Origin of the sequence: Kribbella sp. NPDC005582, from assembly GCF_040605415.1 — a bacterium.
In the GTDB taxonomy this organism is placed as follows: domain Bacteria; phylum Actinomycetota; class Actinomycetes; order Propionibacteriales; family Kribbellaceae; genus Kribbella.
In genome coordinates, this window is sequence record NZ_JBEXCU010000001.1 from 843,581 (window position 1) to 868,877 (window position 25,297).

The following is a 25,297-nucleotide window of genomic DNA, read 5'->3' on the forward strand; positions in this document are numbered from 1 at the left end:
CTCATCGCAGAATCAGTTTGCAAAATCTCTTTGCAAAGCGATTGTGTAGTTCTACGCTGATCCCATGAGCGAGAACGACGAGCGAAGCGTCCGGCTGGACCGGAGCCTGGTGCGCGCCCTGGCGCACCCGATGCGGAACCGGGCCCTCGGGCTCCTACGGGTCTACGGACCGCAGACGGCGACCACCCTGGCCACCCGGCTCGGGGTGAACACCGGCGCCACCAGCTACCACTTGCGGCAGCTGGCCGAGGCCGGCCTGGTCGTCGAGGACGACTCCCGCGGCAACGCCCGGGACCGCTGGTGGAAGGCGGCCCACCAGACGACGTCGTTCGACCTGCCCGAGCTGCTGGACCAGGAGCCCGAGCTCACGCTGGGCTTCCTGCACGGAGTCGGCCAGGCCTACGCGGAGAACATGTTCGCGTTCATCGACTCGATGCAGACGCTCGATCCAGAGTGGAAAGAGGCCAGCCTGCTGTCCGACTACCACTTCCACCTGCGCGCCGACCAGCTCGCGGCCCTGCGGCAGGAGCTCACCGCGGTGCTGGCGAAGTACGCGACTCCTGATCTCACCGCACCCCTGACCGACGGCGAGGAGCAGGTCACCATCCAGATCCAGGCCTTCCCGCGGGAGACCCGATGAGTACGGCGACAGCGCCGTACCGGGCGCCGTTGATCGCCTACCTGATCGCCAACGTGGTGTCGATCTGCGGAACCCGGGTGAGCGCGATCGCGATCCCGTGGTTCGTGCTGATCAGCACCGGCTCGCCAGTGAAGACCGGTCTGGTCGCCCTTGCCGAGATGGCGCCGCTGGTGATCGCCAAGGTCATCGGCGGCCCGTGGATCGACAGGGTCGGCGCCCGCCGGGTCAGCGTGCTGGCGGACACCGCGAGTACCGGCGTGGTTGCCCTGATCCCGCTCTTGCACGTCCTGCACCTGCTGTCGTTCCCGGTCCTGCTCGCGCTCGTCGCGGTAGCCGGCGCGCTACGCGGGCCGGGCGACGCGGCGAAGGGGACCATGATTCCGCAGATCGCCATCGCCGCGAAGGTGCCGACGGAGCGGGTGACCGGCCTGGCCAGCACGACGGAACGGCTGGCCGGCTTCATCGCCTACGCCATCGCGGGCGGACTGATCACGCTGGTCGGCGAGGTGAACGCGCTCTGGGTCGATGCCGCGTCGTTCGGCATCTGCGCCGCGCTGGTCGCCCGATGGCTCCCCCGCCCGCAGCGGTCGGCCAACGAGCCGATCGTGGCCGAGGGCAGCTACGGGCAGCGGCTCGCGGACGGCTGGCGGTGCCTCCGCCGCGACAAGCTGATCATGCCGCTGGTGATGATGGTCGGCGTGACCAACCTGCTGGACGCGGCTGTCGGCGCGGTCTTCCTACCGGTCTGGATCAAGGACCACGGTCTCGGCCCCGGTCACACCAGTCTGGTCCTCACCGCCTTCGGCGTGACCGCCACGCTGTTCGCGTTGCTCGCCTCGGCGATCGGGCACCGCATCCCGCGCAAGACCGTCTTCATCGTGGCGTTCCTGATCGCCGGCCCACCGCGCTACATCGTGATGGCGGCCGACGCCCCACTCTGGACCCTGGTAGCTGTCTCCGCGCTCGGCGGTATCGGGGCCGGCTTCATCAACCCAGTGCTGGGCGGGCTGTACGTCGAGCGAGTCCCGCCGCACCTGTTCGGCCGCGTCCAGTCGCTGTCCTCCGCGGTCGCCTGGGCCGGAGTACCGCTGGGCGGTCTGGCTGCCGGAGCCGCGATCGCCGTCGCCGGTATGGCGCCCGCACTGCTGGTCGCCGGTGCTGTGTACTTCGCGGCGACCATGTCACCGGTGCTGTTCGCTCGCAACGAGCAGTGGAAGGTCACACCGGATCGGACGGGTCCTCAGGAAACCGTGGTGCCGCCGGATCGGGCGGCAGTCCCAGTGGCGTAGTGGCAGCAGGCGCCGCACCGGACGCTGCCTGATTCGACAGCTCCTCCTCGCGCTGCAGGCGGTCCCGCTCGGCCCGCAGCAGGCCCAGCAGCACGAGATCCAGCAGCATCCCGCCCGCGGCCGCGAACTGCGTCCCGGCGAACTGGAAGACCTGCGTCATCAGCAGCGACACCAGTACGGCGAGCTCGAACAGCCGAACTGCACGCAGCCGGCTCTGCCTGCGCAACTGCCGTCCGCCACGGAAAGTGAAGGTCGCTGACAACAAGCTGCCGACGATCACCCCGGAGACCGAGAGCTGCGCCAGCCCCGTCCCGACCGCAATGGCGATGACCGGCGCAGCGACTGCCTGAATCGCGAGCACCACGACCGCGACCGTGGGAGCCTTCGGATGGGTCGCGAGCCGCTCGAACGTCCGCTGCAACCAGCGCCAGGCGGCATCCACCGGCGCTGCCAGCTCGACCTCGTCCGGCGGACACGCCTCGAGCAGCGCCGCGGTCTGCCGGCGGCCGCGCACGTGCGGCCCGACCAGACTCAGCAATTCCAACGCCTGCGCCCGCCGCTGCCGAGACAGCCCGCCCGCGACCCCTTCGACCGTGTGGTCGATCACATTGGCCAGTTCCTCGCGCGGGTCGATCGGCCGCCGGGTGGAGAGAAAGCGGCTGCCCAGCACGATCAGCACGAAGACGACGTACACGATGGCGGCGGTCGGCTTGTAGAAGTAGTTGTTGTCCGAGGTGACGAACTTGCCGACCTCGTCGATGAACAGCCCGAACCCGACCCCGCCGACGAGTGCCGCGGCCGGCCGGACGACCGGACCGACGTACCCGAGCAGGAGGGAGATCGCGAACAGCATCAGTACGCCGCCGGGCAGGACGTGCGCGATGTGCAGCCCCTTGCCACCGATCTGCGGGTAGCCGCTCAGACTGAGGATCAGCCGGGTGATGAGGACCGTCGCCACCCCGGAGACCACGAAGGTGGTCAGGTGCTCACCAGAACGGACGTTGCGGACCAGGCCCGCGCGCATCAGGTACGACGACCGCGTGGTGGTGGGGGTCATGCGAGGGAAGGTTAGTTCACTTCACCAGGGCCGCCACGACCACCATGGCGACCAGCGCTACCAGAACGAGCGTCGTCACCAAGCGGCGTGTGCGGGGATCCACTGGTTCAGGCTAGTGGACCCCCGATCCGCACTACTGCCACGGGGTGGTCCGCGGGGCGATGAGGGGCTCCGGGCGGTGCACGCCGCGAGGCCGGTAGCCGAGCGCGTCGGAATGCCCGAGGTAGTCCGCGAGCAGCCAGACGACCGACAGCCACATCTCGGTCCCCTGGAGTCCGGGGATCGCGCGGTCGTCCGTGCCGTTCGGCGCGAAGGCGAAACCGGCGCCGTCCACCCAGCGGCCGAGGATGCGGTTCAGCTGCTCCTCGGCCCAGCGCCGCCCCTCTTCCTCCCCGTACGGCGTCTGCTTCCGGGCCAGCCAGAGTGGGTGGATCACGTCGAGTACATTGCAGGCGTTGTCGTTGTCGCCGGTGAACATCCGGCGATCGTTGCTGTGAGCAAGCACTGTGGCGACCGCCTGCTCGGGGTACGGCAATGGCAAACCGAACTGTGCATACGTGCCGCGGGTCAGGCGGTAGAAACCGTTCACCACCTGCAGCCAGCCGTCGTCGGGGTGCGGGCTACCCCATGCGCCACTCGTGCGATCGGCGTTGATTGTGAGCCAGCCGATCAGTGTGTCGAGAGGGCCGGATTCGTTGTGATCATGGAGGTTTCGCGCGATCGCGGTGCCCAGAGCATCGATCGCGGCACCGGCCGACCAGGCGTTCCTTGCCCACGGCAATTGGTCGAGCTCGTGGGTGCTGAAGGTGGTGTCGATGGGGTGCTCGAAGCTGCTGCCGAGGACCTGGAGCGCGTAGCCGACGCACAGCACGTGGTACGGCGCTTCGCCTTGCAGCAGAGCGAGTTTGGCGTCGGACGGGGTGTCTAGTCCGGCATCGGAGAGGTCGCCTGGCGCAACCAGTCCGGACTTGGGGTCCTGGCGCGCGCGGAGACGGCGTACGAGGTCGTCGCGGGCGTGGCCGGCCGGAGTGCGGCGTACCAGGAGGTCGGCGATCTCGATGGCATCGCACCAGGGGCGGACCGCTGGTGCGTGGTCGAGGCCGGGGCGGTCGACGAACCGCTCGCCGTCCCACGACCGAGCCAGTACGTCGTCCACCTGGTCGCGAGCGCGAGCCGCGAAGGCGGAGAGCCGCGACGGCAGGTCGCCTCCGGAAGTGATGAGCGCGGGAGGGGAAAGGGCGGGAGCGGGCGCCGGGGCGAGGCCGGGAGCGGCGGCCGGGGCGAGGGCGGGGGCGGGAGGGGAGGCATCCCGGGAGCGGAGGACGCGGGCGGGGTTCCCGGCGGAGATGCTGTTCGCCGGGACGTCCTTGGTGACGATCGCGCCGGCGCCGATGATGCTGTGCGGACCGACCGTGACGCCATCCAGAATGGTGACGCCGGAACCGATCCAGACGTCGTCCGCGATGGTGATGCCGCGGCTGCTGTGCGGCTGCCGGAAGATCGGCTCGCCGGGCGCCATGCCATGGTTGAACGCGAGGATCGAGGTGTGCGCGCCGATCCGTACGCCGTCGCCGATGGTGACGTGACCGCGGACGGCGGCGAACGGGTTGATGGTGCTGTCGGACCCGAGGGTGATCCGGCCGGTCACGTAGGCGTGCGCCGCGATGTACGACCGCTCCCCCATCCGCAGCTCGTCGCAGTACACGGCAGCCGACTCGGCGACGTACACGTCGTCGGCCAGCGCGACCTCGCCGGACAAGCGGGCCTGGCGCTCGGTCTGGCGGGAGCGCTCGGCCGGCGACGCGGTCCGGGCGTACTCCCACGGCAGGAAATCCAGTCGCAACGGCTCCGATGAGGTCATGGGATAACGCTATCCAACACTCAGGATTCCTGCTTGGGTGAATCTCACGCTGCTACTCTCCCGTCCATGCGGGGTGGGAGTGCATGACGACATCCGAGTCCTTGACTGACGGCGACGCCGACGGTCCGGCCGAGGCTGGGCGGCGCGGTCACCGGGTCACGATCAGCGATCTGGCCCGCCAGCTGCAGATCTCCAAGGCCTCGGTCTCGTACGCCCTGAACGGTCGCGCCGGCGTCAGCGAGGAGACCCGGCAGCGGGTGCTCGACCTGGCCGACAAGCTCGGCTTCCACGCGAACTCGGCCGCCGTCGCGCTGTCGGCGAGCCGCACGCGGACGATCGGCATCGTGATCGCCCGGGACCCGACGCTGATCTCGACCGAGGCGTTCTACATGCGCACGCTGGTCGGCATCGAGCAGTACCTGAACGAGGTCGACTCGTCGCTCCTGCTGCGCCTCACCGGCGAGAACGGCGAAGACCTCGACGTACTGCGGCGCTGGTCACGCCAGGGCCGGGTCGACGGCTTCGTGCTGTTCGACGAGCACCAGAACGATCCACGCGTGACGCTGCTGCGGGAGCTCAACGTGCCATGCGTCGTGGTCAGCTCCAACGCTCCCGACGACGGCGTCGGGCGGCTGATCAGCCGTCCGGACGAGACGGTGACACTGATACTCGACCACCTCGCGGAGCTCGGCCACCGCGAGATCGCGCACATCAGCGGCCCGTTCACGTTCATCCACGAGCAGCTCCGCGTCCAGCTCCTGCGCGAGTACGGCGAGCGCCGCGGCATCGCCGTACGGCATGTGGAGGGGAACTACCGCTACGAGGACGGCGCCGAACACACCCGGCGACTGCTCACCGGGGCGAACCGCCCGACCGCGATCGTTCTGGGCAATGACCTGATGGCGGTGGCGGCTCTCCGCGTGGCCACGGAGCTCGGAATCGACGTACCGGGTGCGGTCTCGATCCTCGCCTGGGACGACTCGCCGCTGTGCGAGCTGGCCGCCCCGGGCATTACGGCGGTCGACCAGCAGACGATGGAGCGCGGGCGCGCCGCCGCCGACCTGCTCCTGCGGCTGGCCGCCGGCGAGACCGAGCTTCACCTCGAGGCCCCGCCCGGCCTGCTGCGGGTGCGTACTTCTTCAGGTCCTGCCGCGATCTGACTACGCTGGGCACGTGTGCGATGACACCGAGTGGCGAGCACGTCACGAGGGTGTAACAACCGGCACGCAACTGAACCGGTTAGGGTTCCGGAACTTAACCGGTTAGGGACATAGTGGGCCCCACATCATGACCGCACGAGGACGAGGAGTCCGACGTGAGACTGCGTTCGCTTGTAGCCGCGGTAGCGGTGACCGCCCTGGGAGTCAGCCTGGCCGCCTGTGGAGGCGGCGATTCCGGCTCCGACGGGGGTTCCGGCGGAGACCAGACGCTGACCTACTGGGCCAGCAACCAGGGCACCAGCCTGGACAACGACAAGCAGGTTCTGACCCCGGTGCTCGAGCAGTTCACCAAGGACACCGGGATCAAGGTCAACCTCGAGGTGATCGGCTGGAACGACCTGCAGACCCGGATCCAGACCGCGATCACCTCCGGCCAGGCGCCGGACGTCGTCAACATCGGCAATACCTGGGCCGCCTCGCTGCAGGCGACCGGGGCGTTCCTGCCGTTCGACGGTGACGCGATGACCGCGATCGGGGGCAAGGACAAGTTCGTGCCGACGGCTCTGGCGACCGGCGGCAAGGAAGGCGAGGACCCGACCTCGGTCCCGCTCTACGGCCTGGCGTACGGCCTGTACTACAACAAGGCGATGTTCGCCGCGGCCGGCCTGCAGCCGCCGAAGACCTGGGAAGAGATGGTCACCGCGGCGCAGAAGCTGACCAACCCCGCGAAGAACCAGTGGGGGATGGCGCTCGCGGCCGGCAGCTACACCGAGAACGTGCACTTCGCGTTCATCAACGCCGCGCAGAACAAGGCCGACTGGTTCGGCGCCGACGGCAAGCCGACCTTCACCGGTGACGGCAACGTCCAGGGCGTGCTGCGGTACCTCGACCTGATGCAGAAGGACAAGGTCGCGAACCCGTCCAACGCGCAGTACGACAACGGCACCAAGTCGGTCAACGACTTCGCGACCAAGAAGGTCGCGATGGTGATCAACCAGAACAACGCCGACTCCTCGATCGTTGCCAACGGCATGAAGGCCGGCGAGTACGGCGTCGTACCGTTCCCGGCGCCGGCCGGCGGCGAGCAGGTGGCCAGCCATGTGGCGGGCATCAACCTGTCGGTCTTCAAGAACACCAAGCACAAGGACGCGGCGCTGAAGTTCGTCAAGTACATGACGGACCCGCAGACCCAGACGACGCTGGGCAAGCCGTTCTCCTCGCTGCCGGTGCTCAAGGACGCCAAGCCGGTCTTCACGACCGACGCCGCCGAGGCCGCGACGTTCCAGGATGTCTACAACACCAAGTCCAAGCCGCTGCCGCTGGTGCCGGCCGAGGACCAGTTCGAGAGCACCGTCGGTAAGGCGATGAACGGCATGTTCGCCAAGATCGCCACCGGTGGCACAGTCACCGCCGACGAAGTGAAGGCCGCACTGAAGACGGCCGAGGATCAAGTGGCCGCAGGCAACTGATGTCGGTCGCCACCCACGACGCGACGCCGGCGGTCACCAAGCCGCCGGCTCGCAAGTCCACCCCGGAACACCGCCCAGGGCTGAGCCGCTGGTTGCCCTACGCGCTGGTGGCGCCGGCGGTGCTGATGGAGCTCGTGATCCACATCGTCCCGATGCTCGTCGGGATCTGGATGAGCTTCGTCAAGCTGACCAAGTTCTTCATCGCGAACTGGTCGGCCGCCCCGAGTGCCGGGCTCAACAACTACAAGGTCGCGCTCGACTTCGACAACGCGGTCGGCGAAGGGCTGCTGAAGTCCTTCGGCGTCACGCTGATCTTCTCGCTCGTCACGGTCACGCTGTCCTGGGTTCTCGGGATGGCGGCGGCGGTCGCGCTGCAGCCCACGTTCCGTGGCCGGAGCCTGATCCGCACGCTGTTCCTGGTCCCGTACGCGCTTCCGGCGTACGCGGGGATCCTGACCTGGAACTTCATGCTGCAACGAGACACCGGCGCGGTGAACCACGTGCTCACCCAGCTCCACCTGACCGACGGCAAGCCGTTCTGGCTGATCGGCGGCAACGCGCTGTTCTCGCTGATCACGGTGGCCACCTGGAAGCTGTGGACGTTCGCGTTCCTCACCCTGATGGCCGGTCTGCAGAGCATTCCGCGCGATCAGTACGAGGCCGCCGCGGTCGACGGCGCCGGCAACCTGCGGCAGTGGCGCAACATCACGCTGCCGGCGCTGCGTCCGGTCAACCTGGTCCTCGTGCTCGTGCTGTTCCTGTGGACGTTCAGCGACTTCAACACGCCGTACGTGCTGTTCGGTACGGCGCAGCCGCCCGCCGGTGACCTGATCACCTTCCACATCTACAACGCGTCGTTCCTGACCTGGAACTTCGGCTCCGGCGCCGCGATGTCCGTTCTGCTGCTGATCTTCCTGATGATTGTCACCGGCATCTATCTCCTCGTCACGGGAAGGAAGACGCGCCGTGCTTGAGACCAAAGGCTTCAAGGCGTACCGGGCCGTCGTACTGGTGGTGCTCGGCCTGTTCGTGACCGTCCCGCTGTACGTGATGGTCACGTCGTCGCTGAAACCACTCAAGGACGTCCAGGGCGCCTTCACCTGGTGGCCGTCCAACCTCACCATCGCGCCGTTCATCGACATGTGGAAAACGGTGCCGCTGGCAAGGTACTTCGTGAACTCGACGATCGTCTCCGTGGTCGCGACGGTGCTCTCGGTGGCGCTGGCGATCCTGGCGGCGTTCGCGGTGTCGCGGTTCAAGTTCCGCGGGCGGACGGTCTTCACCACCACGGTGCTGTCGACCCAGATGTTCCCGGGGGTGCTGTTCCTGCTGCCGTTGTTCCTGATCTTCGTGAACATCAACAACCAGTTCGGGCTGCAGCTGGTCGGGACGCGGCTCGGCCTCATCATCACGTACCTGACCTTCAGCCTGCCGTTCTCGATCTGGATGCTGGCCGGGTACTTCGACAGCATCCCGCGCGAGCTCGACGAGGCGGCACTCGTGGACGGGTGCGGCCCGATGGGCGCGCTGTGGCGGGTCGTCCTGCCGGCCGCGCGGCCGGGGGTGATCGCGGTCGCGATCTACTCGTTCATGACCGCGTGGGGTGAGGTTCTGTTCGCCTCGGTGATGACGACGGAAGCGAACCGGACGCTCTCGGTGGGCCTGCGCCAGTACTCGACGCAGACCAACATCTACTGGAACCAGATCATGGCGGCCGCGCTCGTGGTGAGCATCCCGGTCGTGATCGGCTTTTTGCTTGCCCAGCGCCACTTTGTGGCGGGTGTGACCGCAGGAGCCGTCAAATAGTTGTTCGATCAGTATCTTGGGGATATGTACCTCGAGGACTACGTAGCGGGGACCCGGACCGAGCATCCGGGCCGGGTTCTCGTCGGGCAGGGCGAGATCGTCGAGTTCGCCCAGAAGTTCGACCCGCAGTACTTCCACCTCGACCCCGATGCCGCGGCGGACGGGCCGTACCACGGCCTGATCGCCAGCGGCTGGCACACCGCGGGCCTGATGATGCGCCTGTACGCCGACCAGTACCTGACGAAGGTCGCGAGCCTCGGCGGACCGGGTGTCGACGAACTGCGCTGGCACCTGCCGGTCCGCCCGGGCGACACGCTGCGCCTGACGACCGAGGTGCTCGAAGCCACCCGGTCCCGGTCCAAGCCTGATCGCGGCCTGGTCCGGACCCGTACCGAGCTCTACAACCAGGACAACACGCTGGTGTTCTCCTGCATCGTCCTCAACCTGATCGGCGCCCGATCGAAGCCTTAGTACTCGGTCAGCGGGTAGATGTCGACCGCTGTTGAGTAGGTCGACGAGTACCGGCCGTTCTTGCCGACCGTCGCGCCGCTGTACCCCAGGGTGCTCAGCCTGTAGGCACCCGCCTTCCCGCTCTGGGACGAGCTCGGGCCCGAGGCCGGCACACCAGCGCCCTTCACGGTGAAGGTGATGATCTGCTGCCGCACCGACGCGTCCTTGACGAACAGCGCCAGCGCGCCCGGGAGGCCTTGCTTCAGTGCCTTGACGGCAGCAGTGATGCACTGCGGGCAGTTGTCGACGTTCGCACTACCGCGGCCGCCGATGGAGATGCTCTCGATGTACTCCTTCTCCGTGCGGTCGGGATCGATGCCGAACTCGAGATTGCCCTTCACACAGTCGATGCCGAGAATCCTGTCACTCTTACAGACGTATCCCTGCGCCTTGACGGCTTTCAGCAGACCGTTGACGGTCAGTCCCGGGAAGCAGTCTCCCTTGCACGGCCCCACCGGCTTGCTCGCCTGTTCGGTGGGGCTGTCGGCTGGTTCCGTCGGGCTGTCGGCCGGCTGGCTCGGGTCAGCGTTGGTCGGCTGGGGGCTCGCCGGCACGGTGGTCGTGCCGCCCGCGGTGTCGTCCGAGCCGCCGGCGAAGCGGCTGACGACGAAGATGCCGGCGCCCAGCACAACCATCGCCACGACGACCGTGAACACGATCAGAACCGTCTTGTTGCTCCCGGGTGGCGGCGGCGGGGGCGGCGGGTAGCCGCCGTACTGCGGCTGCCCGTACTGCGGTTGACCCTGAGGCTGGCCGTACGGCTGCTGGGGCTGGCCGTAGGGAGGCTGCTGGTTGCTCACCGCCACAATGTAGTGAACCGGTGGTTCAGGCGAAGAGTTTCTCACCCCAGTACGAGCCAGGTGTGACACCACCGGGACATGCGAAGATGCCGGACCCGACGTGGTGGATGTACTCGTTCAGGGTGTCCGAGCGGGCCAGCTGCTTCTGGATCGGGATGAACTGCTTGCGCGGATCGCGTTGGTAGGCAAGGAAGAACAGGCCCGCGTCCAGCCGCCCGAGACCGTCCGAGCCGTCGACGAAGTTGTAGCCGCGGCGCAGCAGCTCGGCGCCGTTGTTGAACTGCGGGTGCGCGAGCCGGACGTGCGAGTCGACCGGAACCTTCGGCGTACCGTCGGATCCCTTGGCGGTGAAGTCGATCGCGTCGAATTCCTCGGCCTTGCCGAGCGGCGCGCCGGTGCCCTTGCCGCGACCGATGATCGTCTCCTGCTCACCGAGCGAGGTCCGGTCCCAGATCTCGATGTTCATCCGGATCCGGCGTGCCACCAGGTAGGAGCCGCCGGCCATCCACTCGGCGCCGTCCTCGGGCTGGACCCAGACGTGCTGCTCGAGCTTGGCGGCGTCCTCCAGCTTCAGGTTGTTCGTGCCGTCCTTGAAGCCGAACAGGTTGCGTGGCGTGGTCTGCGCCCGCGAGGTCGACGACGTCCGGCCGAAGCCCAGCTGCGAATAGCGGATCGCGACCCGGCCGAAGCCGATCCGAGCGAGGTTGCGGATCGCGTGCACCGCCACCTGCGGATCGTCCGAACAAGCCTGTACGGCGATGTCGCCGCCCGATCGTCCGGGCTCGATGTCGTCGCCGATGAAGTGCGGCAGGTCGACCAGCGCCGCCGGTCGCTTGTCCGCCAGGCCGAACCGCTTGTCGAACAGCGACGGCCCGAAGCCGATCGTCAGCGTGAGCCGGGCCGGGGGCAGGCCGACAGCCTCGCCCGTGTCCTCCGGCGGAGCCTCGCCGGGCCCGTTCACGGCGCCGTACTGACCGATGTCGCGGCCGGCCGTGAGCAGCGCAGCCGCGGCGGTCCACTCCTTGAGGAGCGAGATCAGCTCGTCGCGCTTGGTCGTGGTCACGTCGAATGCGGCGAAGTGCAAGCGATCCTGCGCCGCGGTGACGATCCCTGCCTGGTGCGGTCCGTGGAAGTCGACCGGGCCATTGGTGTCGGCTGCCTGCGATTCCTCGCCGGCCAGCACGGAGTGAGCGGCGTACCCGGCGACTCCGGTCGCGACCGCGGCTCCGGCCGCGCCGAACAGGCCGCGGCGGGAGATGCCCTTACGGGGAGCGTCTTCAGTCGTCATTTCTTCGCGATCACTCCGGCGACCTTGGAGACCGGCTCGGCCAGACCGTCGACGACCCGGCCCAGCTCCTTCTTCTCCGCCTCGGAAACGTTGTAGGGCTTGAAACCGTCGCCCTCGCGGTACTTGTCGACCGCCGCGAAGACGGCCTTGAAGTTGCTGTCCAGCGAGGTCACGAGCGCCGCGTCGCGGGCCTGCAGGGCTGGGCGGAGGGCCTGGATCGCGGCCTGCGATCCCTCGACGTTGGCCTGGAAGTCGTACAGGTCGGTGTGCGAGTAGCGGTCCTCCTCACCGGTGATCTTGCCGGTGGCAACTTCGTCGAGCAGCTCCTTGGCGCCGTTCGCGAGCTGCAGCGGGTTGAGCTTCACCGTCTTGGCCTTGGCGACGACCGTCTTCACGTCGGTCAGCAGCTGGTCGGCGTATTTCGCCATCCCGGCCGTGGTGTTCTTCTCCCACAGCGCCTGCTCGATCCGGTGGTACCCGGTCCACTCGGTACCCGGCTCGACATCGTTGACCCGGGCATCGATCTTCGGGTCCAGGTCGCCGAACGACTCCGCGACCGGCTCGATCCGCTCCCAGTAGGTACGGGAGACCGGGAACAGCGCCTTCGCCTTGGCGACGTCGCCCGCCTTCACCGCGCCGACGAACTCCGTCGTCTTCTGCTCGAGCGCGATCGCCTGCGAGTTGATGTACCGCTGGTAGCTCTCGGTGGCCTGCTTCAGCAGCGTGTCCTCGTCGACCTGCGCGGGCGCGTCACCGGCCACGGTCAGGTCGCCGCGGATTCCGTCGCCGACCATGCCCGGCTTGCAGACCGCCTGGTACTTGCCGGTCGGCAGCTCCACGATCAGGTCGCGCTTCAGGCCGGGACCGATGTTCTCGACCTCACCCATCACGCGGTCGCCATCGGCGTACACGTAGAACTCGGTGACCTTGCTGCCGCCGTTGGAGACGGAGAAGGTGCTGGTCCCGGACTTCACGTCGCGGCGGCTCAGGTCGCAGCCGTTGTCGGTCGCCTTGACCGTGACCGGGCCGGTGCCGTCGTCGGACGCGGCGGGCTTCTCCTCGGCGCAGGCGGTCAGAGCGGCGAGCCCCAGTACTACGCCGACGGCAGCGACCCTACGAGTCTTGGACGGGAACATGCTTCTCCTGAACAGGTGATGACGTGGAAACCGGACGGAAGTAGAGCACCAGCACGGGCACCAGGTAGACCAGCCAGGCGAGCGACTCGAGCACGGTCGGCGCCGGGTTGAAGTTGAAGATGCCCTTGAGGAGTACGCCGTACCAGCTGTCCGGCGGGATGACGTGCGAGATGTCGAACGCCAGGTTCGGCAGGCCGGGCAGGATGCCGGCCTCCTGCAGATCGTGGAAGCCGTAGGCGAAGATGCCGGCCGCGACCAGGACCAGGACCGCGCCCGTCCACTTGAAGAAGACGGCCAGGTTGATCTTCACCGCGCCGCGGTAGATCAGGACGCCGAGGACGACGGCGGTCGCGAGGCCGAGCAGTACGCCGGCGAACGGTCCGGCGGTGGTCGCGGTGGCGGCCGACGCGTACACGATGAAGGCGGTCTCGATGCTCTCCCGGAACACCGCGAGGAAGGCCAGGATCACAACGGCTCGGGAGCCGATCGCGAGCGCCTGATCCATCCGCTCGCGCAGCTCCTTGGCGATGCTGCGCGCGGCCTTGCGCATCCAGAAGATCATCCAGGTCACGAAGCCGACCGCGAGGATCGACATCACCCCGCCGACGGTCTCCTGGGTGGTGAACGACCTGGCGGTCAGCGCGGTCACGAACTGCAGCAACCCCCACGCGGCGGCTGCCACGGCCAGCGCCGCGCCGACTCCGATCCAGACCAGTTTCAGCCGGTCACGACGCCCTGACCGGACCAGGAAGGTGGCGAGAATGCTGACCACCAGCGACGCCTCGAGGCCTTCGCGCAGGCCGATCAGGTAGTTCGCGAGCATGGCGGGCGTCTTTCCTTACCTTAGGACTGGCTAACCTTCCTGAGGTTAACCTAAGAAGTCCCATTCGCCCACTGTGTCGTACGCCGCACTCCGGCCCGCACCCTCGCCCAGCCGCGACTCGATCAGCTGCAGACTTCCCGCCGTCCACTCGGCGCCACTGTACGTATCGAGGACGCGCACCCAGCGTGTCACGTCCATCGGCCGCCGCAACCGGGCCAACGTCAGATGCGGTACGAACTTCCGCCCGTCCACGGTGACCCCGGAATGATTTGCCGCCGCCCGGGTCGTCTTCGACAACTGCTTCAGCGAGTCGGTGTCGTCGCGGACGCCGGTGTACAGCACCCGGGCATCCGGTACGCCGGGAAACGCTCCGGCCCCGCGCAGACTCAACGGGAACGGTGTCTGCCGCTTCGCGACCGCCTCCAGCCGCTCCCCCAACTCATCGGTCTTCCAGTCCGGCACCTCGCCCAAGAAGGCCAGCGTGATGTGCCAGTGTTCGTCCGCGGACCACCGGATGTCGTCATCCGGATGTTCCCGCCGCGGTGCGACGAACTCGCTCAGATCCTCCACTATTTCGATGGGTGGCACGACGGCCACGAACAATCGCATCCGCTCAGCTTAGGGGTGCGGTCGGCGTACGGACGAACTGTTAATAGGCACCGTCGAAGGCCTGCGCCAAGCGGGGAGGAGGCGGTTTCGGGGTGTTCGGGATGACGTAGTAACAGTTCTTCCGTACATCATGGGCCTATGGATGAGCGCAGGTTGCCGTCGCCTTGTGTGGTGATTTTGGTGGGCGCGGGGGCGGCCGGGAAGTCGACGTGGGCGGCGGAGCGGTTCGCGGCTGATCTGGTGGTGTCGAGTGATCGGCTGCGGGCGTTGGTGGGCGCCGGGGAGGACGATCTCGGGGCTAGCGCGGATGCTTTTGCGCTGCTGGAGACGGTGGTCTCGCAGCGGATCGCGCGGCGGCTGACGACGGTGATCGACACGCTGGGGATGGATCGGGAACGTCGGCTGCGGTGGTTGGGATTGGCTCGTGCGGCCGGGATGGCTTGTGTGGCTGTTGGTTTCGATACGCCGGCTGAGGAGTGCCGCCGGCGGAATCGCTCGCGGGTGAAGCGGATTCCGGCTGATGTGCTCACGTCGCAGCTTCGCGCTTGGGCTGTTGCTCGGGGGGAGCTGCCCGATGAGGGGTACGACGACGTGCTGCAGCCGACCGCCGTGCGCGTCGTACCGGAGGCGTTTGTGGCGGCGGACGAGGCGGTCGCGCGGCAATCGTCGGAGCCGACGCGGTTGCGGTTCGGGTTGCAGTTGAGCAGTTATCCGGGTGGGCGGGCTGGGTTGTCAGGCTTCGTTCGGGAGGTGGCTGCGAAGGCCGAGTCGGTTGGGTTCGATGCGATTTACGTGATGGACCATTTCCGGCAGATACCGCAGGTGGGGCGGGCGTGGGACGACTTCCTGGAGAGCTGGACGACGCTTGGATACTTGGCCGCCTGTACGACGCGGGTGCGGCTCGGGACGTTGGTCTCGGGGATCACTTATCGCAACGTGGCGCATCTGGGAAAGATTGCCGCCACTCTTGATGTGCTGAGTGGTGGGCGTGCGATGTGCGGGGTTGGGCTGGCGTGGTTCGAGGCCGAGCACAAGGCGTATGGGTGGCCGTTTCCCGCTGTGGATTCGCGGTATGCGCTGTTGGAGGATGCGCTGCAGTTGCTGCCGGTTTTGTGGGGACCGGGCAACAAACCGTTCCACGGGCGGGTGCTGTCGGTGCCGGATACGACCTGCTATCCGCGGCCGTTGCAGGAGCGGCTGCCGTTGCTGGTCGGCGGGAGCGGTCGGCGAACGTTGCGGTTGGCATCTAAATATGCGGACGCGGTCAACGTGTTCGGCGACGTGGCGGCGGTGCGTGAGCGGGTGGAGTATGTGCGGTCGCTGACGGATCGGCCTGTGGAGATCACGCATCTGTCGACGACGTTGGTGGGTTCGGATGTGGATGGGTTGGTGGAGCGGCTACGGCCGCGGAACCAGAACCCCGCGCGGTACGCGGCGGCCGTCAACGCGGGGACTGTTGATGATCAGATCGGAAGGTTTCGGGAGCTTGCCGACGCCGGGGTTGGCGAAGTGATGATCGCGGTCCCTGACTTCGACACGTTGGATGACGTAGGTCGAGTGATCGCGGCCTTCCGGGAGTAGCGGGCTACTTCTCGTTCAGCGGGAGCTTGAGGAGGGCGTTTTCGATGAGTTCGGGCATGGCGGGGTGGATCCAGTACTGGTTCCGCGCCATCTCGTAGGCGCTGAGGCCGAAGGTCATCGCCTGGATCAGTGGCTGGATGACGGTGGGGGCTTGCGGGCCCATGATGTGGGCTCCGAGGAGTTGGCCGGTGGTGGGGTCGGCGAGGAGTTTGGCGAAGCCGGTGGTGTCCTCCATGGCCCAGCCGTAGGCGATGTCGGCGTATTTCTGGCGGCTGACTACGTAGGTGACGCCCTGGGCTTGGGCTTGTGCCTCGGTGAGGCCTACGGAGGCGATCTGGGGTGAGCTGAAGACGGCGTGCGGGATGAAGCGGTGGTCGGCCTTGATCCGGTTGTCCGGGTCGAGGAGGTTGTGTTTGACGACGCGGGCTTCGTGGTTGGCGACGTGTTTGAGCTGGTGCGGGGAGGTGATGTCGCCGAGGGCGTAGATGCCGTCGACGCTGGTCTGCATGTAGGCGTCGACGACGACTCGGCCTTCGTGATCGACCTCGACGCCGGTGGCGTCCAAATCGAGCAGGTCGGCGTTGGGGGTGCGGCCGGTGGCGACCAGCAGTTCGTCGACGACGACCTCGTCGGAGCCGTCGGGGCAGAGCATGCTGAGAAGGATCGAGCCGTCGGGACGCCGGGCGACGCGCACCGTCTCGTGATTCAGCCGTACGTCGTACTTGCCGCGCGCGATCTCGGTGAAGTGCTCGGCGATCTCGTCGTCTTCCTGGCGCAGGAGCTTCTCGGAGCGGGCGATCAGCGTGACCTCGACGCCGAACGACGCGAAGACGTGCGCGAACTCGGCCGCGACGAAACCGCCGCCGAGGATCGCCAGCCGGCGCGGGAGTTCGTCGAGCCGCATGATCGAGTCCGAGGTGTGGAAGCCGGTCTCCTCCAGGCCCGGAATCGGCGGAACGACCGGGCGGCTGCCGGCGGCCAGGACAAACCGGTCGGCGGTCAGCACGCTGGTCGACCCGTCGTTGCCGTCGACGGTCAGCTCTTTCACACCCGTGAAGCGCCCGGTGCCGTCGTACATGGTGACGTTGGCGTTCTCGGGGTTGTGGTGCCGGTACTCCGAACCCGCGCCGGAGATGGGGTCGATCCGGCCGAAGATCCGGTCCCGCACCTCGGGCCAGCGGACGCCGAGCAGTTCCTCGTCGACGCCGAACCGGGCGCTGCCGGCCGGGGTGGCGGCGACGTCCGCGGTGTGCACGAACATCTTGGTCGGGATGCAGCCCTTGTTCAGGCAAGTGCCGCCGAAGACGCCGCGCTCGACGATCGCCACCTTCCAGTCCGCGAACCGGTGGTTCACGATCGTGTTGCCGGAGCCGGTGCCGATGACGACGAGATCGTAATGAGTCACACCCCATTATGTGTCTGACTTTCAACCTGACCCCGAGCAAGGCCAGGATGGTGGCTCGTGGAGCGGCTGAGTGGCGATGAACTGCGTGGGCGGAACGCGACGATGGTCTGGGACGGGCTGGGCACGATTCAGCTGACGTACGACGGCTCCTGGATCAAGCAGACGAGCTCGCTGACCCGCCAGGTCCTGCGACGATTCGGCCGGCGCACGATCCCGGTCGAGGCGCTGGCCGGTGTCGAGGTGGTGATGCCGGGCGGCCGGGAGCAGCCGACGATCCGGCTGATGCTGCGTGAGCACGCCGATCCGGTGCCGGCGGTCGCCGGCGGTCAGCTCAACGAGCAGTTCGATCCCTACCGGCTGGACTTCGAGGCGGACCAGTGGCTGCTGGCGGCGTACCGGCTGCCGCTCAGCGACCTCCGATCGGTCGAGTGGAAGGGCACCTACGGCCTGCGGGAGCTCCAGGGCTATCTGCGCTTCACCAGCAGCCGGACTCCGGCCGAGCGGCCGGTGGAACGGAAGGATCCGGAGACGGTCGTGACCAAGTCCGGCGATGGTGAGACCGACGCCCTGTTCTTCGGGGCCATGTTGCTGTCGATGATCGACCGGTGAGCATCCTCGTGCGGACCGACCTCGGCACGCTCGAGTGGGACGGCACCGGCACCATCCGGATCCAGTACGACGGTCCGCTGGGCGAGCGGATGATCCCGGTCGAGGCGTTGCGCGGGGTGACTGTGTCCGACGGTCTCGAGCTCGAGCTGCGGGAGCACGCGGACCCGCTGCTGAGCGTCTCCGCCGGGTCGTTTGCCTCGATCTACCGCTTCCAGGTCGCCGACTCCGCGGCCGCCGACGAGTTCGCGTCGCAGGTCCGGATCGCTCGCGCGCGGCGCGCCGTACCGGAGACGGCTGCTACCCGTTGGCTGGTCGCGACCCCGCCTGCCGCCGATGCGCTGGAGGGCAAGGACGCGACGGTCGCGGTGGCCAACGGGCTGCTGATGTTCGCCTACCCGCGCTCGGCGACGCGGCGGAAGAAGGCCGAGGGTAGTCCGCGGTCGATACCGCTGACCGACATCGTCGAGGTCGAGTGGACGGCTCGCGCCGGGCGGCAGCCCGCGGTCGTCCGAGTCAGTACGGCGCGGACGCCGGCCGACCGGCCGAAGCCGAAACACGACCCGGCGGCGGTGCGCATCACGCCGGAGAACGAGCTTGACGCGTTGTTCTTCGCGGCGCGGTTGCTGACCCGCATCCAGCCCTAGGCGACCCGCGGGCCGGAGGTCGACTCCTGCGGGACGTCCACCACAGTCTTGTCGCCGAGCAGTTGCGTCTGCGGGAGGATCTCCAGGCGCGGGCGGGGCAGCAGCCGCGGGCGGATCGAGAGACCGCGGCGGCGCGAGAAGTACAGCACCGAACCGACCGCGCCGAGCACGGTCAGACCGCCGCCGACGATCAACGACGCGCGAGCACCGAGCTCCTGGCCGACAAACCCGATCAGCGGCGAGCCGATCGTCGTACCGCCCATCAGGACCGTCATGTAGAGCGCCATCACGCGGCCGCGCATGGTCGGCTCGATGCTGAGCTGCATGGTCGCGTTCGCGGTGGTCAGCATGGTCAGTGAGGCCAGGCCGACGAACGGGAGCACGAGCGCGAAGGTCAGGTACGTCGGCATCACCGCGCTCACGACCTCGAGCAGCCCGAACGCGATCGCGGCGCCGATCACCAGGCGGGCGCGGATCCGCACCCGGCGGGCGGCCAGCAGTGCACCGGAGAGCGAGCCGATCGCGAGGATCGAGCCGAGAATGCCGTACTCCCCCGCGCCCTTGTGGAAGGCCTCGGTCGCCATCAGGGCCGACGTGAGCTGGAAGTTCAGCCCGAACATGCCGGCGAAGGCGACGGTCACCAGGACCATCATCAGGTCCGGCCGGCGCCACAGGTAGCGCATACCGTCGCGGATCATGCCCTTGTCGCGGGCCGCGACCTTCGGCGTGTGCAGCTCGGAGGTGCGCATCAGGCGCAGCGACAGGATCACCGCGGCATAGCTCAGTCCGTTGACGATGATGACCGGGCCGGTTCCGATCCAGTGGATCAGCAGGCCGGCCAGGCCGGGGCCGATCAGGCGGGCGGCGTTGAACGACGCCGAGTTGAGCCCGACCGCGTTGGACAGGTCGTCGCGGCCGACCATCTCGACCACGAACGCCTGCCGCGCCGGGGCGTCGAACGCCGTACCGATGCCGAACAGGAAGGCGATCACGAAGACGTGCCAAGGCTGGACGAGACCGGTGACGGTCAGGACGCCCAGCGTCAGCGCGGCCACCGCCATCCAGACCTGGGTGATCTGGAGCAGCTTGCGCTTGGGGAAGCGGTCGGCGACCAGACCGGCGTACGGGCCGATCAGGAGGGCCGGGGCGAACTGCAGACCGGTCACGATGCCGAGCGCCGTACCGGAGTGGGTGAGCTCGAGGACCAGCCAGTCCTGGGCCACCCGCTGCATCCAGGTGCCGACGTTGGAGACGATCGCGCCGGTCGCGTACAACCGGAAGTTACGAACGTGGAAGGCGCGGAAGGTCGGACTCACTTGGCCGCCAGCCGCTCGAGAACAGGTGCTGCCTTACGCAGGATGTCGCGCTCCTCAGGGGTCAGTTGTTTGAGCTTGGCGTGCAGCCACTCGTCGCGGCGCTTGCGGTTGGCCAGGATCAGCTCGTCGGCCTGGGCGGTCAGCTCGACGGTCACCTGCCGCTTGTCGGTCGGGTGCGGGCGCCGGACCACGAGGCCGGCCTCCTCCATGTTCGACACGATCCGCGTCATCGACGGCGGCTTCACCTGCTCGTGGGCGGCCAGCTCACCGATCGTCATCAGCTCGTGTTTCGCCAGCGCGCCGAGCACGCCGAGCTGGTTCGCGGTCAGGTCGTGACCGGGCTCCCGCTGCCGCCGGATCTGGCGTGACAACCGCAACGTCGACGACCGCAGGGCGCTCACCAGCCCCACGTCGCTCTTCACCTGCTGCGCTACGACTTCCGGCATACCTTTACCTTAACTCATTACCTTTGCTAAGGATAACGATGTTCCGCAGGGTGGTATTCCCGGTGGTCTAGAGTTCGGCTCCATGGGGACGCCACGTGAGTTGGTGCGGTACGAGCAGCGGTTCCGGCGGGCGGGGCTGCCGCTGTTCATCGAGGACTTCTCGCCGACGCACGACATCTTCAACCGGGCCGCGCCGCTGCTGACGCTGGTGTTCCTGGCCGAGATGCTCGGCGCCACGTCGCTCAAGTGGCATTGGTGGGAGAACGTCCTCGGTGCGGCCGTGGGACTGCTCGTCCTGGTCGGGGCCTTCGCGCTGCTGAACGTGTATCGCGGCCGGCCGTTCTGGTCGTTACCGACCCGGTTCGGCCTCCCCGAGCTCGGGGTCTTCGTGCTGCTGCCGGCGCTCCTGCCGCTGGTTCCCGAGTGGCAGTGGCACCAGTTCTTCGGGATCGCCGTCGGCAACCTGGTGCTCGTCGGCGCCGTGTACGTCGTGGTCGGCTACGGCCTGATCGCGACGACGTACTGGAGTCTGCGGCGGATCGTCGGCGAGCTGGCGAACTCACTGGCCAGCCTGGTCCGGGCACTGCCGCTGCTGCTGGTGTTCTCGCTGGTGCTGTTCATCAACACCGAGATGTGGCAGGTGTTCGCCGGGATGCCGGTGGGGTTCATCGTCTTGTCGGTGATCGCGTTCACGCTGCTGAGCACGCTGTTCCTGATGGTGCGGCTGCCGAAGGAGCTGGACGCGATCGAGGACGACGTGAAGTCGGACCCGCCGCTACGCCGCGTGCAGCGGCTGAACCTGAGCGTCAACCTGGTGATCCGGCAGTGGGTGCAGGCGCTGGTGGTGAGCACCGGGGTCGGACTGTTCTTCATTGCCTTCGGCATGCTTTCGATCAACGCCGACATCTACGCCAAGTGGGGTGTGCAGACCGGTTCGTGGTCGCTCACCGTCGGACTGATGGGGCACCAGATGCTGCTCACCGCGAGCCTGGTGAAGGTTGCCGTCGGCATCGCCAACTTCACCGGGCTCTACTACTCGATCGCGTTGCTGACCGATTCGTCGTACCGGGAGGAGTTCCTGGACAACGTCAGCACCGAGCTGCGGGATCTCTTCACAGCCCGGGCCGACTATTTGGCGCTGCGGGCTCAGGTCAGCCAGTCCGTCAGCGGGCCGATCGCGAAGTAGACGACGAACAGCGCGCTGACCACCCACATCAGCGGGTGTACCTGGCGGGCCTTGCCGCGGACCGCCTTGAGGATCACGAACGAGACGAACCCGGCGCCGATACCGGCCGAGATCGAGTACGTGAACGGCATCAGGATGATGGTCAGGAACGCCGGGAACGCGACCTCGATGTCGTCGAAGTCGATCCCCTTCACCTGGGTCATCATCAGGAACCCGACCAGGATCAGCGCCGGCGTGGCCGCCTCGTAGGGCACCAGCGTGACCAGCGGCGCGACCACCATCGAGATCAGGAAGCAGATCCCGGTCACCACGCTCGCCAGCCCGGTCCGGGCGCCTTCACCGACACCTGAGGCCGACTCGATGTACGACGTGTTGCTGGACACCGAGGCCGCGCCACCGGCCGCCGCCGCGACGCTGTCGACGATCAGGATGCGCTGCGCGTTCGGCGGGTTGCCGTCGCGGTCGAGCAGCCCGGCTTCGGCGCCGATCGCGGTCATCGTCCCCATCGTGTCGAAGAAGTCGGCGAGCATCAGCGTGAAGATCAGCAGCAGCGCGGAGATCAGGCCGACCCGCTCGAACGAGCCGAACAGACTGAACTCACCGACCAGGTCGAAGTTGGGTTTCGTGAACACCTTGTCCGGGAGCGCCGGAACGCTCAGGCCCCAGCCGCCGGGGTTGTCGGCCGTCCGGCCGCCGATCTTGCCGATCGCCTCGACGACGATCGCCAGCACGGTCGCGGCGATGATCCCGATCAGGATCGCGCCCTTCACCTTGCGGGCGTAGAGAGTGATGATCAGGATCAGGCCGAAGACGAAGACCACGACCGGCCAGCCGCGGAGGTTGCCGCCGACACCGAGTTCGACCGGCGGGCCGCCGGCCGCGCTCGGACGCCGTACGAAGCCTGCGTCGACGACGCCGATGAACGCGATGAACAGGCCGATGCCGACACTGATCGCGACCTTCAGCTGCACCGGCACGGCCTCGAAGACCGCTCTGCGGAAGCCGGTGAGCACCAGGACCAGGATGATCAGGCCCTCCAGCACCACCAGGCCCATCGCGTCGGCCCAGGTCATCTTGCTGGCCACGCTGAACGCGATGAACGCGTTCAGGCCGAGGCCGGTGGCCAGCGCGAGCGGGAAGTTCGCGACCAGCCCCATCAGGATCGTCACGACGCCCGCGACCAGCGCGGTCGTGACCGCCACCTTCGCGATCGAGGCGCCCGGGTCCAGCCCACCACCGATGAGCTGACCGTTGCCGTCCTTGGCCGTGCCGATGATCAGGGGGTTCAGCACCACGATGTAGGCCATCGTGAAGAACGTGACCAGGCCGCCGCGCAGCTCACGGCCCAGCGTCGACCCCCGTTGGGTGATCTTGAAGAAGGAGTCGAAGGGATTGGATCCGGAGCGGGCCGTCGTGGCCTGGGACGAGCTCATGACGGCATCGTGCCAGGTCGGACCCGTCGGTAGCGAGCACTAACTGGCAGGCCGTCTATGGTGGTCCCGTGACGCAGGAGCAGCCAGCGCCCAAGAAGCGCACCGACCCCACCAGCCAGCTCGCTCGTGGCGAGCTGGTGCACGCCGAGGTCAAACCCCTCGACCTGTCCGGGATCCCGACCGTCATCGTCGGCATCGTCTTGTGGGCGCTCACCTTCGTCGCGCTGCTCTTCTTCCGCTCCACCCTCGAGCGCGACGGCCTCGAGTGGTGGCTCTGGGTCGCCGCCGCCGGCTTCGGCCTCGGCTGGATCGGCCTCTGGTACTGCACCCGCCGCTGGAACAAGATCAAGGCCGGCCAGCCGGTCCGCGACTGACATTTCCGTCCAGATACTGTCGATGCGGACCGTTTATGGTGTCCTAATGGACACTAAAACGTGGATCTGCGGCAGTCGCGAGCCGGGCGCGTTCCGGACCCGCGGCTATGCGGGGTTCGCCGATGAGCGCAGCGCCGACTTCTAATCCGTACGGCGGGTGAGGCCGTTGCGGCGCATCTCCTCGGCGGCCTCGATCGCGTCCGCGGTGAACCGCTTCGTGAGCTCGGTGTACCGGGCGATGTCGCGGGAGGACCAGCGGGACAGCACCTGCGCGATCATGTCGTCGCCGAGGTCGTAGATGTGCCGCGCGGCCGCCGTACCGGCTTCGGTCAACTTGATCCGGGTCGACCTGGTGTCGTCCGGATCCGTCTCGCGCGCCACCAGCCCGCCGGACTCGAGCCGCTTGACGATCTTGCTGACGTTCGACGCCCCGGTTCCCATCGCCTGCGCCAACTCGCCCGCCCGCATCGGCTGCGCCGCCAGCAGATGCCGCAGCGCCTGACGCGCCGGCTGGTCGATCGGTTCCCCGCTCGACGTCAGGATCTCGCGCTGCAGCCCCGGCGACTCCCACAACAGGATCAGCGCTCTAAGACTGGCCAGCAACTCCGACCGGTACGGGAAATCCCCCGCCTCCCGCGTCCCCGACTCACCCATGTCCGCACCCTATCGACCATGTCGGCAAGGACACGTAGTGGTCGCTTCGCGCCGCCCCCACACTCCCGATCCACGCTGGACCGGGAGCCCAGCAGGCAACTACTACGTGTCGTTGGCGACCGATCTTCTTCGGGCGCAGCAGAACGCCCGGCCGATGGGGCCGGGCGTAGTGCTCGAATCGGTACGCCGGGTGGGCGGACCGGGGTCAGGCTTGGGTGCGGACCTCGTCGTCAGAGGTGGGCTCGACGGCATCGGCCTCGACCTCGTCGTCCGACGTCGGCTCGGCGGCGGCTTCGACCTCGGTGTGGACGGCGTCGGCCTCGACGGCCTCGTCGTCGGTAGCGACCTCGACGGCCTCGTCGTTGGGGGCGAGCTCCATGGCGTCGTAGCCGGTGGTGTCGAAGGCGTGGTCGGCGATCGGGGGCTCGGCGAGGTCGATGACGGCGTCGGAGTGGGCGCCGCAGCCGTAGTCGAAGGCGACGACGCGACCTTCGCCGGGGGCCATCTCGTTGGCGCAGACGCCGAAGGAGCGGCCGAGGCTGTCGCCGAGGCGGATCCAGTAGCCGCAGCCGTTGCACTTGTAGGGCACGGCCTGCGCGATCGGGGAGGCCGGACCGAAGTCGCCGGCGGTCCAGCGCTCGGCGGCCTCGTCGCGACCGAAGACCGACAGGACGCGCTCGCGGCCGAGACCGAGCTCCTCGACGACCTGCAGTACGTCGTCCGGGGCGCCGGTGTCGGTGAAGCCCGGCTCCAGGCGGGGGTCGTCGGCCGGCGTCGGGAACAGGTCGCCGGGGCGCAGGTCACCCGGCTGGACGCGCTCGGACCACGGCACCCACTCGGGCGCGACGATCGCCTCGTCGCCCGGCAGCATGACGACCTCGTTGATCGTGACCGTCTTCGCGCGGGAGGCGCGGGTGACGGTGACCGCCCAGCGCCAGCCGCGGTAGCCGGGGTGCGCCGAGGCGAAGTAGTGCGTGACCAGGCGCTCACCCTCGACCAGATGACCGAGGTGCTCGCCGATCTGCGCGGCTCCGGCCTCGTCGATCGCGGCCGCACGGGCAGGTTCGACTGCTGCGACACAGACCGCGTCGGCCTTGGCGCGCACAGGTTCCGGAGTTCTGAGGGCAGTCACGGTCGCCAATTCTTGCATGCTCGGACCGCTCGCACGAACGCGCCGTGACTGCGGTCTGTCCCCCACAGG

General features: G+C 67.9%; 25 protein-coding genes. 12 read left to right on the forward strand and 13 right to left on the reverse strand.

All coding sequences use genetic code 11. The annotated features are described in order from the left end of the window. Positions 1-64: 64 nt before the first annotated feature. Positions 65-640: a helix-turn-helix domain-containing protein gene (locus ABZS29_RS04200; protein ID WP_355458401.1), complete on the forward strand. Its 576-nt coding sequence runs from the start codon at positions 65-67 to the stop codon at positions 638-640. Next, the gene (locus tag ABZS29_RS04205) at positions 637-1,929 is read left to right on the forward strand and encodes an MFS transporter (RefSeq protein WP_355458403.1); all 1,293 of its coding nucleotides are present in this window, start codon (positions 637-639) and stop codon (positions 1,927-1,929) included. Before ABZS29_RS04200 ends, ABZS29_RS04205 begins: the two co-directional genes overlap by 4 nt. On the opposite strand, the gene ABZS29_RS04210 is transcribed toward ABZS29_RS04205, so the two are convergent. Both ABZS29_RS04210 and ABZS29_RS04215 read right to left on the reverse strand, forming a co-directional pair. Further along, on the reverse strand, positions 1,859-2,986 hold the full coding sequence (locus tag ABZS29_RS04210) for a hypothetical protein (RefSeq protein WP_355458405.1): 1,128 nt from the start codon (positions 2,984-2,986) through the stop codon (positions 1,859-1,861). The genes ABZS29_RS04205 and ABZS29_RS04210 overlap by 71 nt on opposite strands. A 133-nt stretch (positions 2,987-3,119) precedes the next feature. Then, complete coding sequence (locus ABZS29_RS04215; RefSeq protein WP_355458407.1) at positions 3,120-4,847, reverse strand: acyltransferase; 1,728 nt, start codon at positions 4,845-4,847, stop codon at positions 3,120-3,122. A gap of 83 nt (positions 4,848-4,930) precedes the next feature. Here ABZS29_RS04215 and ABZS29_RS04220 point away from each other — a divergent pair, with 83 nt between their 5' ends. The 5 genes from ABZS29_RS04220 (at position 4,931) to ABZS29_RS04240 (ending at position 9,753) form a co-directional block, all read left to right on the forward strand. Then, positions 4,931-6,007 (forward strand): LacI family DNA-binding transcriptional regulator, encoded by a 1,077-nt coding sequence (locus ABZS29_RS04220; protein WP_355458409.1) that lies wholly within the window; start codon positions 4,931-4,933, stop codon positions 6,005-6,007. A 155-nt stretch (positions 6,008-6,162) separates the two neighbouring features. Further along, positions 6,163-7,476: a sugar ABC transporter substrate-binding protein gene (locus tag ABZS29_RS04225; RefSeq protein ID WP_355458411.1), complete on the forward strand. Its 1,314-nt coding sequence runs from the start codon at positions 6,163-6,165 to the stop codon at positions 7,474-7,476. Beyond that, positions 7,476-8,450, forward strand: a complete 975-nt coding sequence (locus tag ABZS29_RS04230; RefSeq protein ID WP_355458413.1) for a sugar ABC transporter permease — start codon at positions 7,476-7,478, stop codon at positions 8,448-8,450. Before ABZS29_RS04225 ends, ABZS29_RS04230 begins: the two co-directional genes overlap by 1 nt. Continuing rightward, positions 8,443-9,282: a carbohydrate ABC transporter permease gene (locus tag ABZS29_RS04235; protein WP_355458414.1), complete on the forward strand. Its 840-nt coding sequence runs from the start codon at positions 8,443-8,445 to the stop codon at positions 9,280-9,282. The genes ABZS29_RS04230 and ABZS29_RS04235 overlap by 8 nt, the downstream gene beginning before the upstream one ends. A gap of 24 nt (positions 9,283-9,306) precedes the next feature. Continuing rightward, complete coding sequence (locus tag ABZS29_RS04240) at positions 9,307-9,753, forward strand: MaoC family dehydratase (RefSeq protein ID WP_355458416.1); 447 nt, start codon at positions 9,307-9,309, stop codon at positions 9,751-9,753. Here the strand turns inward: ABZS29_RS04240 and ABZS29_RS04245 are convergent. Genes ABZS29_RS04245 through thpR form a run of 5 tightly spaced genes read right to left on the reverse strand, consistent with a single transcriptional unit; the run spans position 9,750 to position 14,448 of the window. After that, positions 9,750-10,592, reverse strand: coding sequence for a hypothetical protein (locus ABZS29_RS04245; RefSeq protein WP_355458418.1), 843 nt, complete (start codon positions 10,590-10,592; stop codon positions 9,750-9,752). The genes ABZS29_RS04240 and ABZS29_RS04245 overlap by 4 nt on opposite strands. A gap of 25 nt (positions 10,593-10,617) precedes the next feature. After that, positions 10,618-11,880: an iron uptake transporter deferrochelatase/peroxidase subunit gene (gene efeB / locus ABZS29_RS04250; RefSeq protein WP_355458420.1), complete on the reverse strand. Its 1,263-nt coding sequence runs from the start codon at positions 11,878-11,880 to the stop codon at positions 10,618-10,620. Then, positions 11,877-13,016, reverse strand: a complete 1,140-nt coding sequence (gene efeO / locus ABZS29_RS04255) for an iron uptake system protein EfeO (protein ID WP_355458422.1) — start codon at positions 13,014-13,016, stop codon at positions 11,877-11,879. The genes efeB and efeO overlap by 4 nt, the downstream gene beginning before the upstream one ends. After that, positions 12,994-13,839 carry an iron uptake transporter permease EfeU gene (gene efeU / locus ABZS29_RS04260; RefSeq protein WP_355458424.1) on the reverse strand — a complete coding sequence of 282 codons (846 nt, stop codon included), beginning with the start codon at positions 13,837-13,839 and terminating at the stop codon, positions 12,994-12,996. Before efeU ends, efeO begins: the two co-directional genes overlap by 23 nt. A gap of 45 nt (positions 13,840-13,884) precedes the next feature. Then, complete coding sequence (gene thpR / locus ABZS29_RS04265; protein ID WP_355458425.1) at positions 13,885-14,448, reverse strand: RNA 2',3'-cyclic phosphodiesterase; 564 nt, start codon at positions 14,446-14,448, stop codon at positions 13,885-13,887. A 138-nt stretch (positions 14,449-14,586) separates the two neighbouring features. On the opposite strand from thpR, the gene ABZS29_RS04270 reads away from it, so the two are divergent. Continuing rightward, positions 14,587-16,029 (forward strand): LLM class flavin-dependent oxidoreductase, encoded by a 1,443-nt coding sequence (locus tag ABZS29_RS04270; RefSeq protein WP_355458427.1) that lies wholly within the window; start codon positions 14,587-14,589, stop codon positions 16,027-16,029. Positions 16,030-16,033: 4 nt separating this feature from the next. Here the strand turns inward: ABZS29_RS04270 and ABZS29_RS04275 are convergent, their stop codons facing one another. After that, complete coding sequence (locus tag ABZS29_RS04275; RefSeq protein ID WP_355458429.1) at positions 16,034-17,434, reverse strand: mycothione reductase; 1,401 nt, start codon at positions 17,432-17,434, stop codon at positions 16,034-16,036. Between the two features lie 57 nt (positions 17,435-17,491). Here ABZS29_RS04275 and ABZS29_RS04280 point away from each other — a divergent pair, with 57 nt between their 5' ends. Together ABZS29_RS04280 and ABZS29_RS04285 are read left to right on the forward strand one after the other, a co-directional pair. Further along, entirely contained in the window at positions 17,492-18,043 is a 552-nt protein-coding gene (locus ABZS29_RS04280) for a DUF4429 domain-containing protein (RefSeq protein ID WP_355458431.1), read from the forward strand. Further along, positions 18,040-18,687 carry a DUF4429 domain-containing protein gene (locus tag ABZS29_RS04285; protein WP_355458433.1) on the forward strand — a complete coding sequence of 216 codons (648 nt, stop codon included), beginning with the start codon at positions 18,040-18,042 and terminating at the stop codon, positions 18,685-18,687. Before ABZS29_RS04280 ends, ABZS29_RS04285 begins: the two co-directional genes overlap by 4 nt. On the opposite strand, the gene ABZS29_RS04290 is transcribed toward ABZS29_RS04285, so the two are convergent. Together ABZS29_RS04290 and ABZS29_RS04295 are read right to left on the reverse strand one after the other, a co-directional pair. Next, positions 18,684-20,003, reverse strand: a complete 1,320-nt coding sequence (locus ABZS29_RS04290; protein WP_355458434.1) for an MFS transporter — start codon at positions 20,001-20,003, stop codon at positions 18,684-18,686. The two genes, ABZS29_RS04285 and ABZS29_RS04290, sit on opposite strands and share 4 nt — an antisense overlap. Next, a complete protein-coding gene (locus ABZS29_RS04295; RefSeq protein WP_355458436.1) occupies positions 20,000-20,449 on the reverse strand; it encodes a MarR family transcriptional regulator in 450 nt (149 codons plus the stop codon). Before ABZS29_RS04295 ends, ABZS29_RS04290 begins: the two co-directional genes overlap by 4 nt. 82 nt (positions 20,450-20,531) lie before the next feature. Between ABZS29_RS04295 and ABZS29_RS04300 the strand changes: the two genes are divergently transcribed. Beyond that, positions 20,532-21,635 carry a hypothetical protein gene (locus ABZS29_RS04300; protein ID WP_355458438.1) on the forward strand — a complete coding sequence of 368 codons (1,104 nt, stop codon included), beginning with the start codon at positions 20,532-20,534 and terminating at the stop codon, positions 21,633-21,635. On the opposite strand, the gene ABZS29_RS04305 is transcribed toward ABZS29_RS04300, so the two are convergent. Beyond that, complete coding sequence (locus ABZS29_RS04305; protein WP_355458440.1) at positions 21,596-23,068, reverse strand: NCS2 family permease; 1,473 nt, start codon at positions 23,066-23,068, stop codon at positions 21,596-21,598. The two genes, ABZS29_RS04300 and ABZS29_RS04305, sit on opposite strands and share 40 nt — an antisense overlap. A 68-nt stretch (positions 23,069-23,136) precedes the next feature. On the opposite strand from ABZS29_RS04305, the gene ABZS29_RS04310 reads away from it, so the two are divergent. Continuing rightward, on the forward strand, positions 23,137-23,442 hold the full coding sequence (locus tag ABZS29_RS04310) for a DUF2530 domain-containing protein (RefSeq protein WP_355458442.1): 306 nt from the start codon (positions 23,137-23,139) through the stop codon (positions 23,440-23,442). Positions 23,443-23,583: 141 nt separating this feature from the next. On the opposite strand, the gene ABZS29_RS04315 is transcribed toward ABZS29_RS04310, so the two are convergent. Together ABZS29_RS04315 and ABZS29_RS04320 are read right to left on the reverse strand one after the other, a co-directional pair. After that, positions 23,584-24,096, reverse strand: a complete 513-nt coding sequence (locus ABZS29_RS04315; RefSeq protein ID WP_355458444.1) for a MarR family transcriptional regulator — start codon at positions 24,094-24,096, stop codon at positions 23,584-23,586. A 205-nt stretch (positions 24,097-24,301) separates the two neighbouring features. Continuing rightward, positions 24,302-25,228, reverse strand: a complete 927-nt coding sequence (locus tag ABZS29_RS04320; RefSeq protein WP_355458446.1) for a DUF3027 domain-containing protein — start codon at positions 25,226-25,228, stop codon at positions 24,302-24,304. Positions 25,229-25,297: the final 69 nt, after the last annotated feature.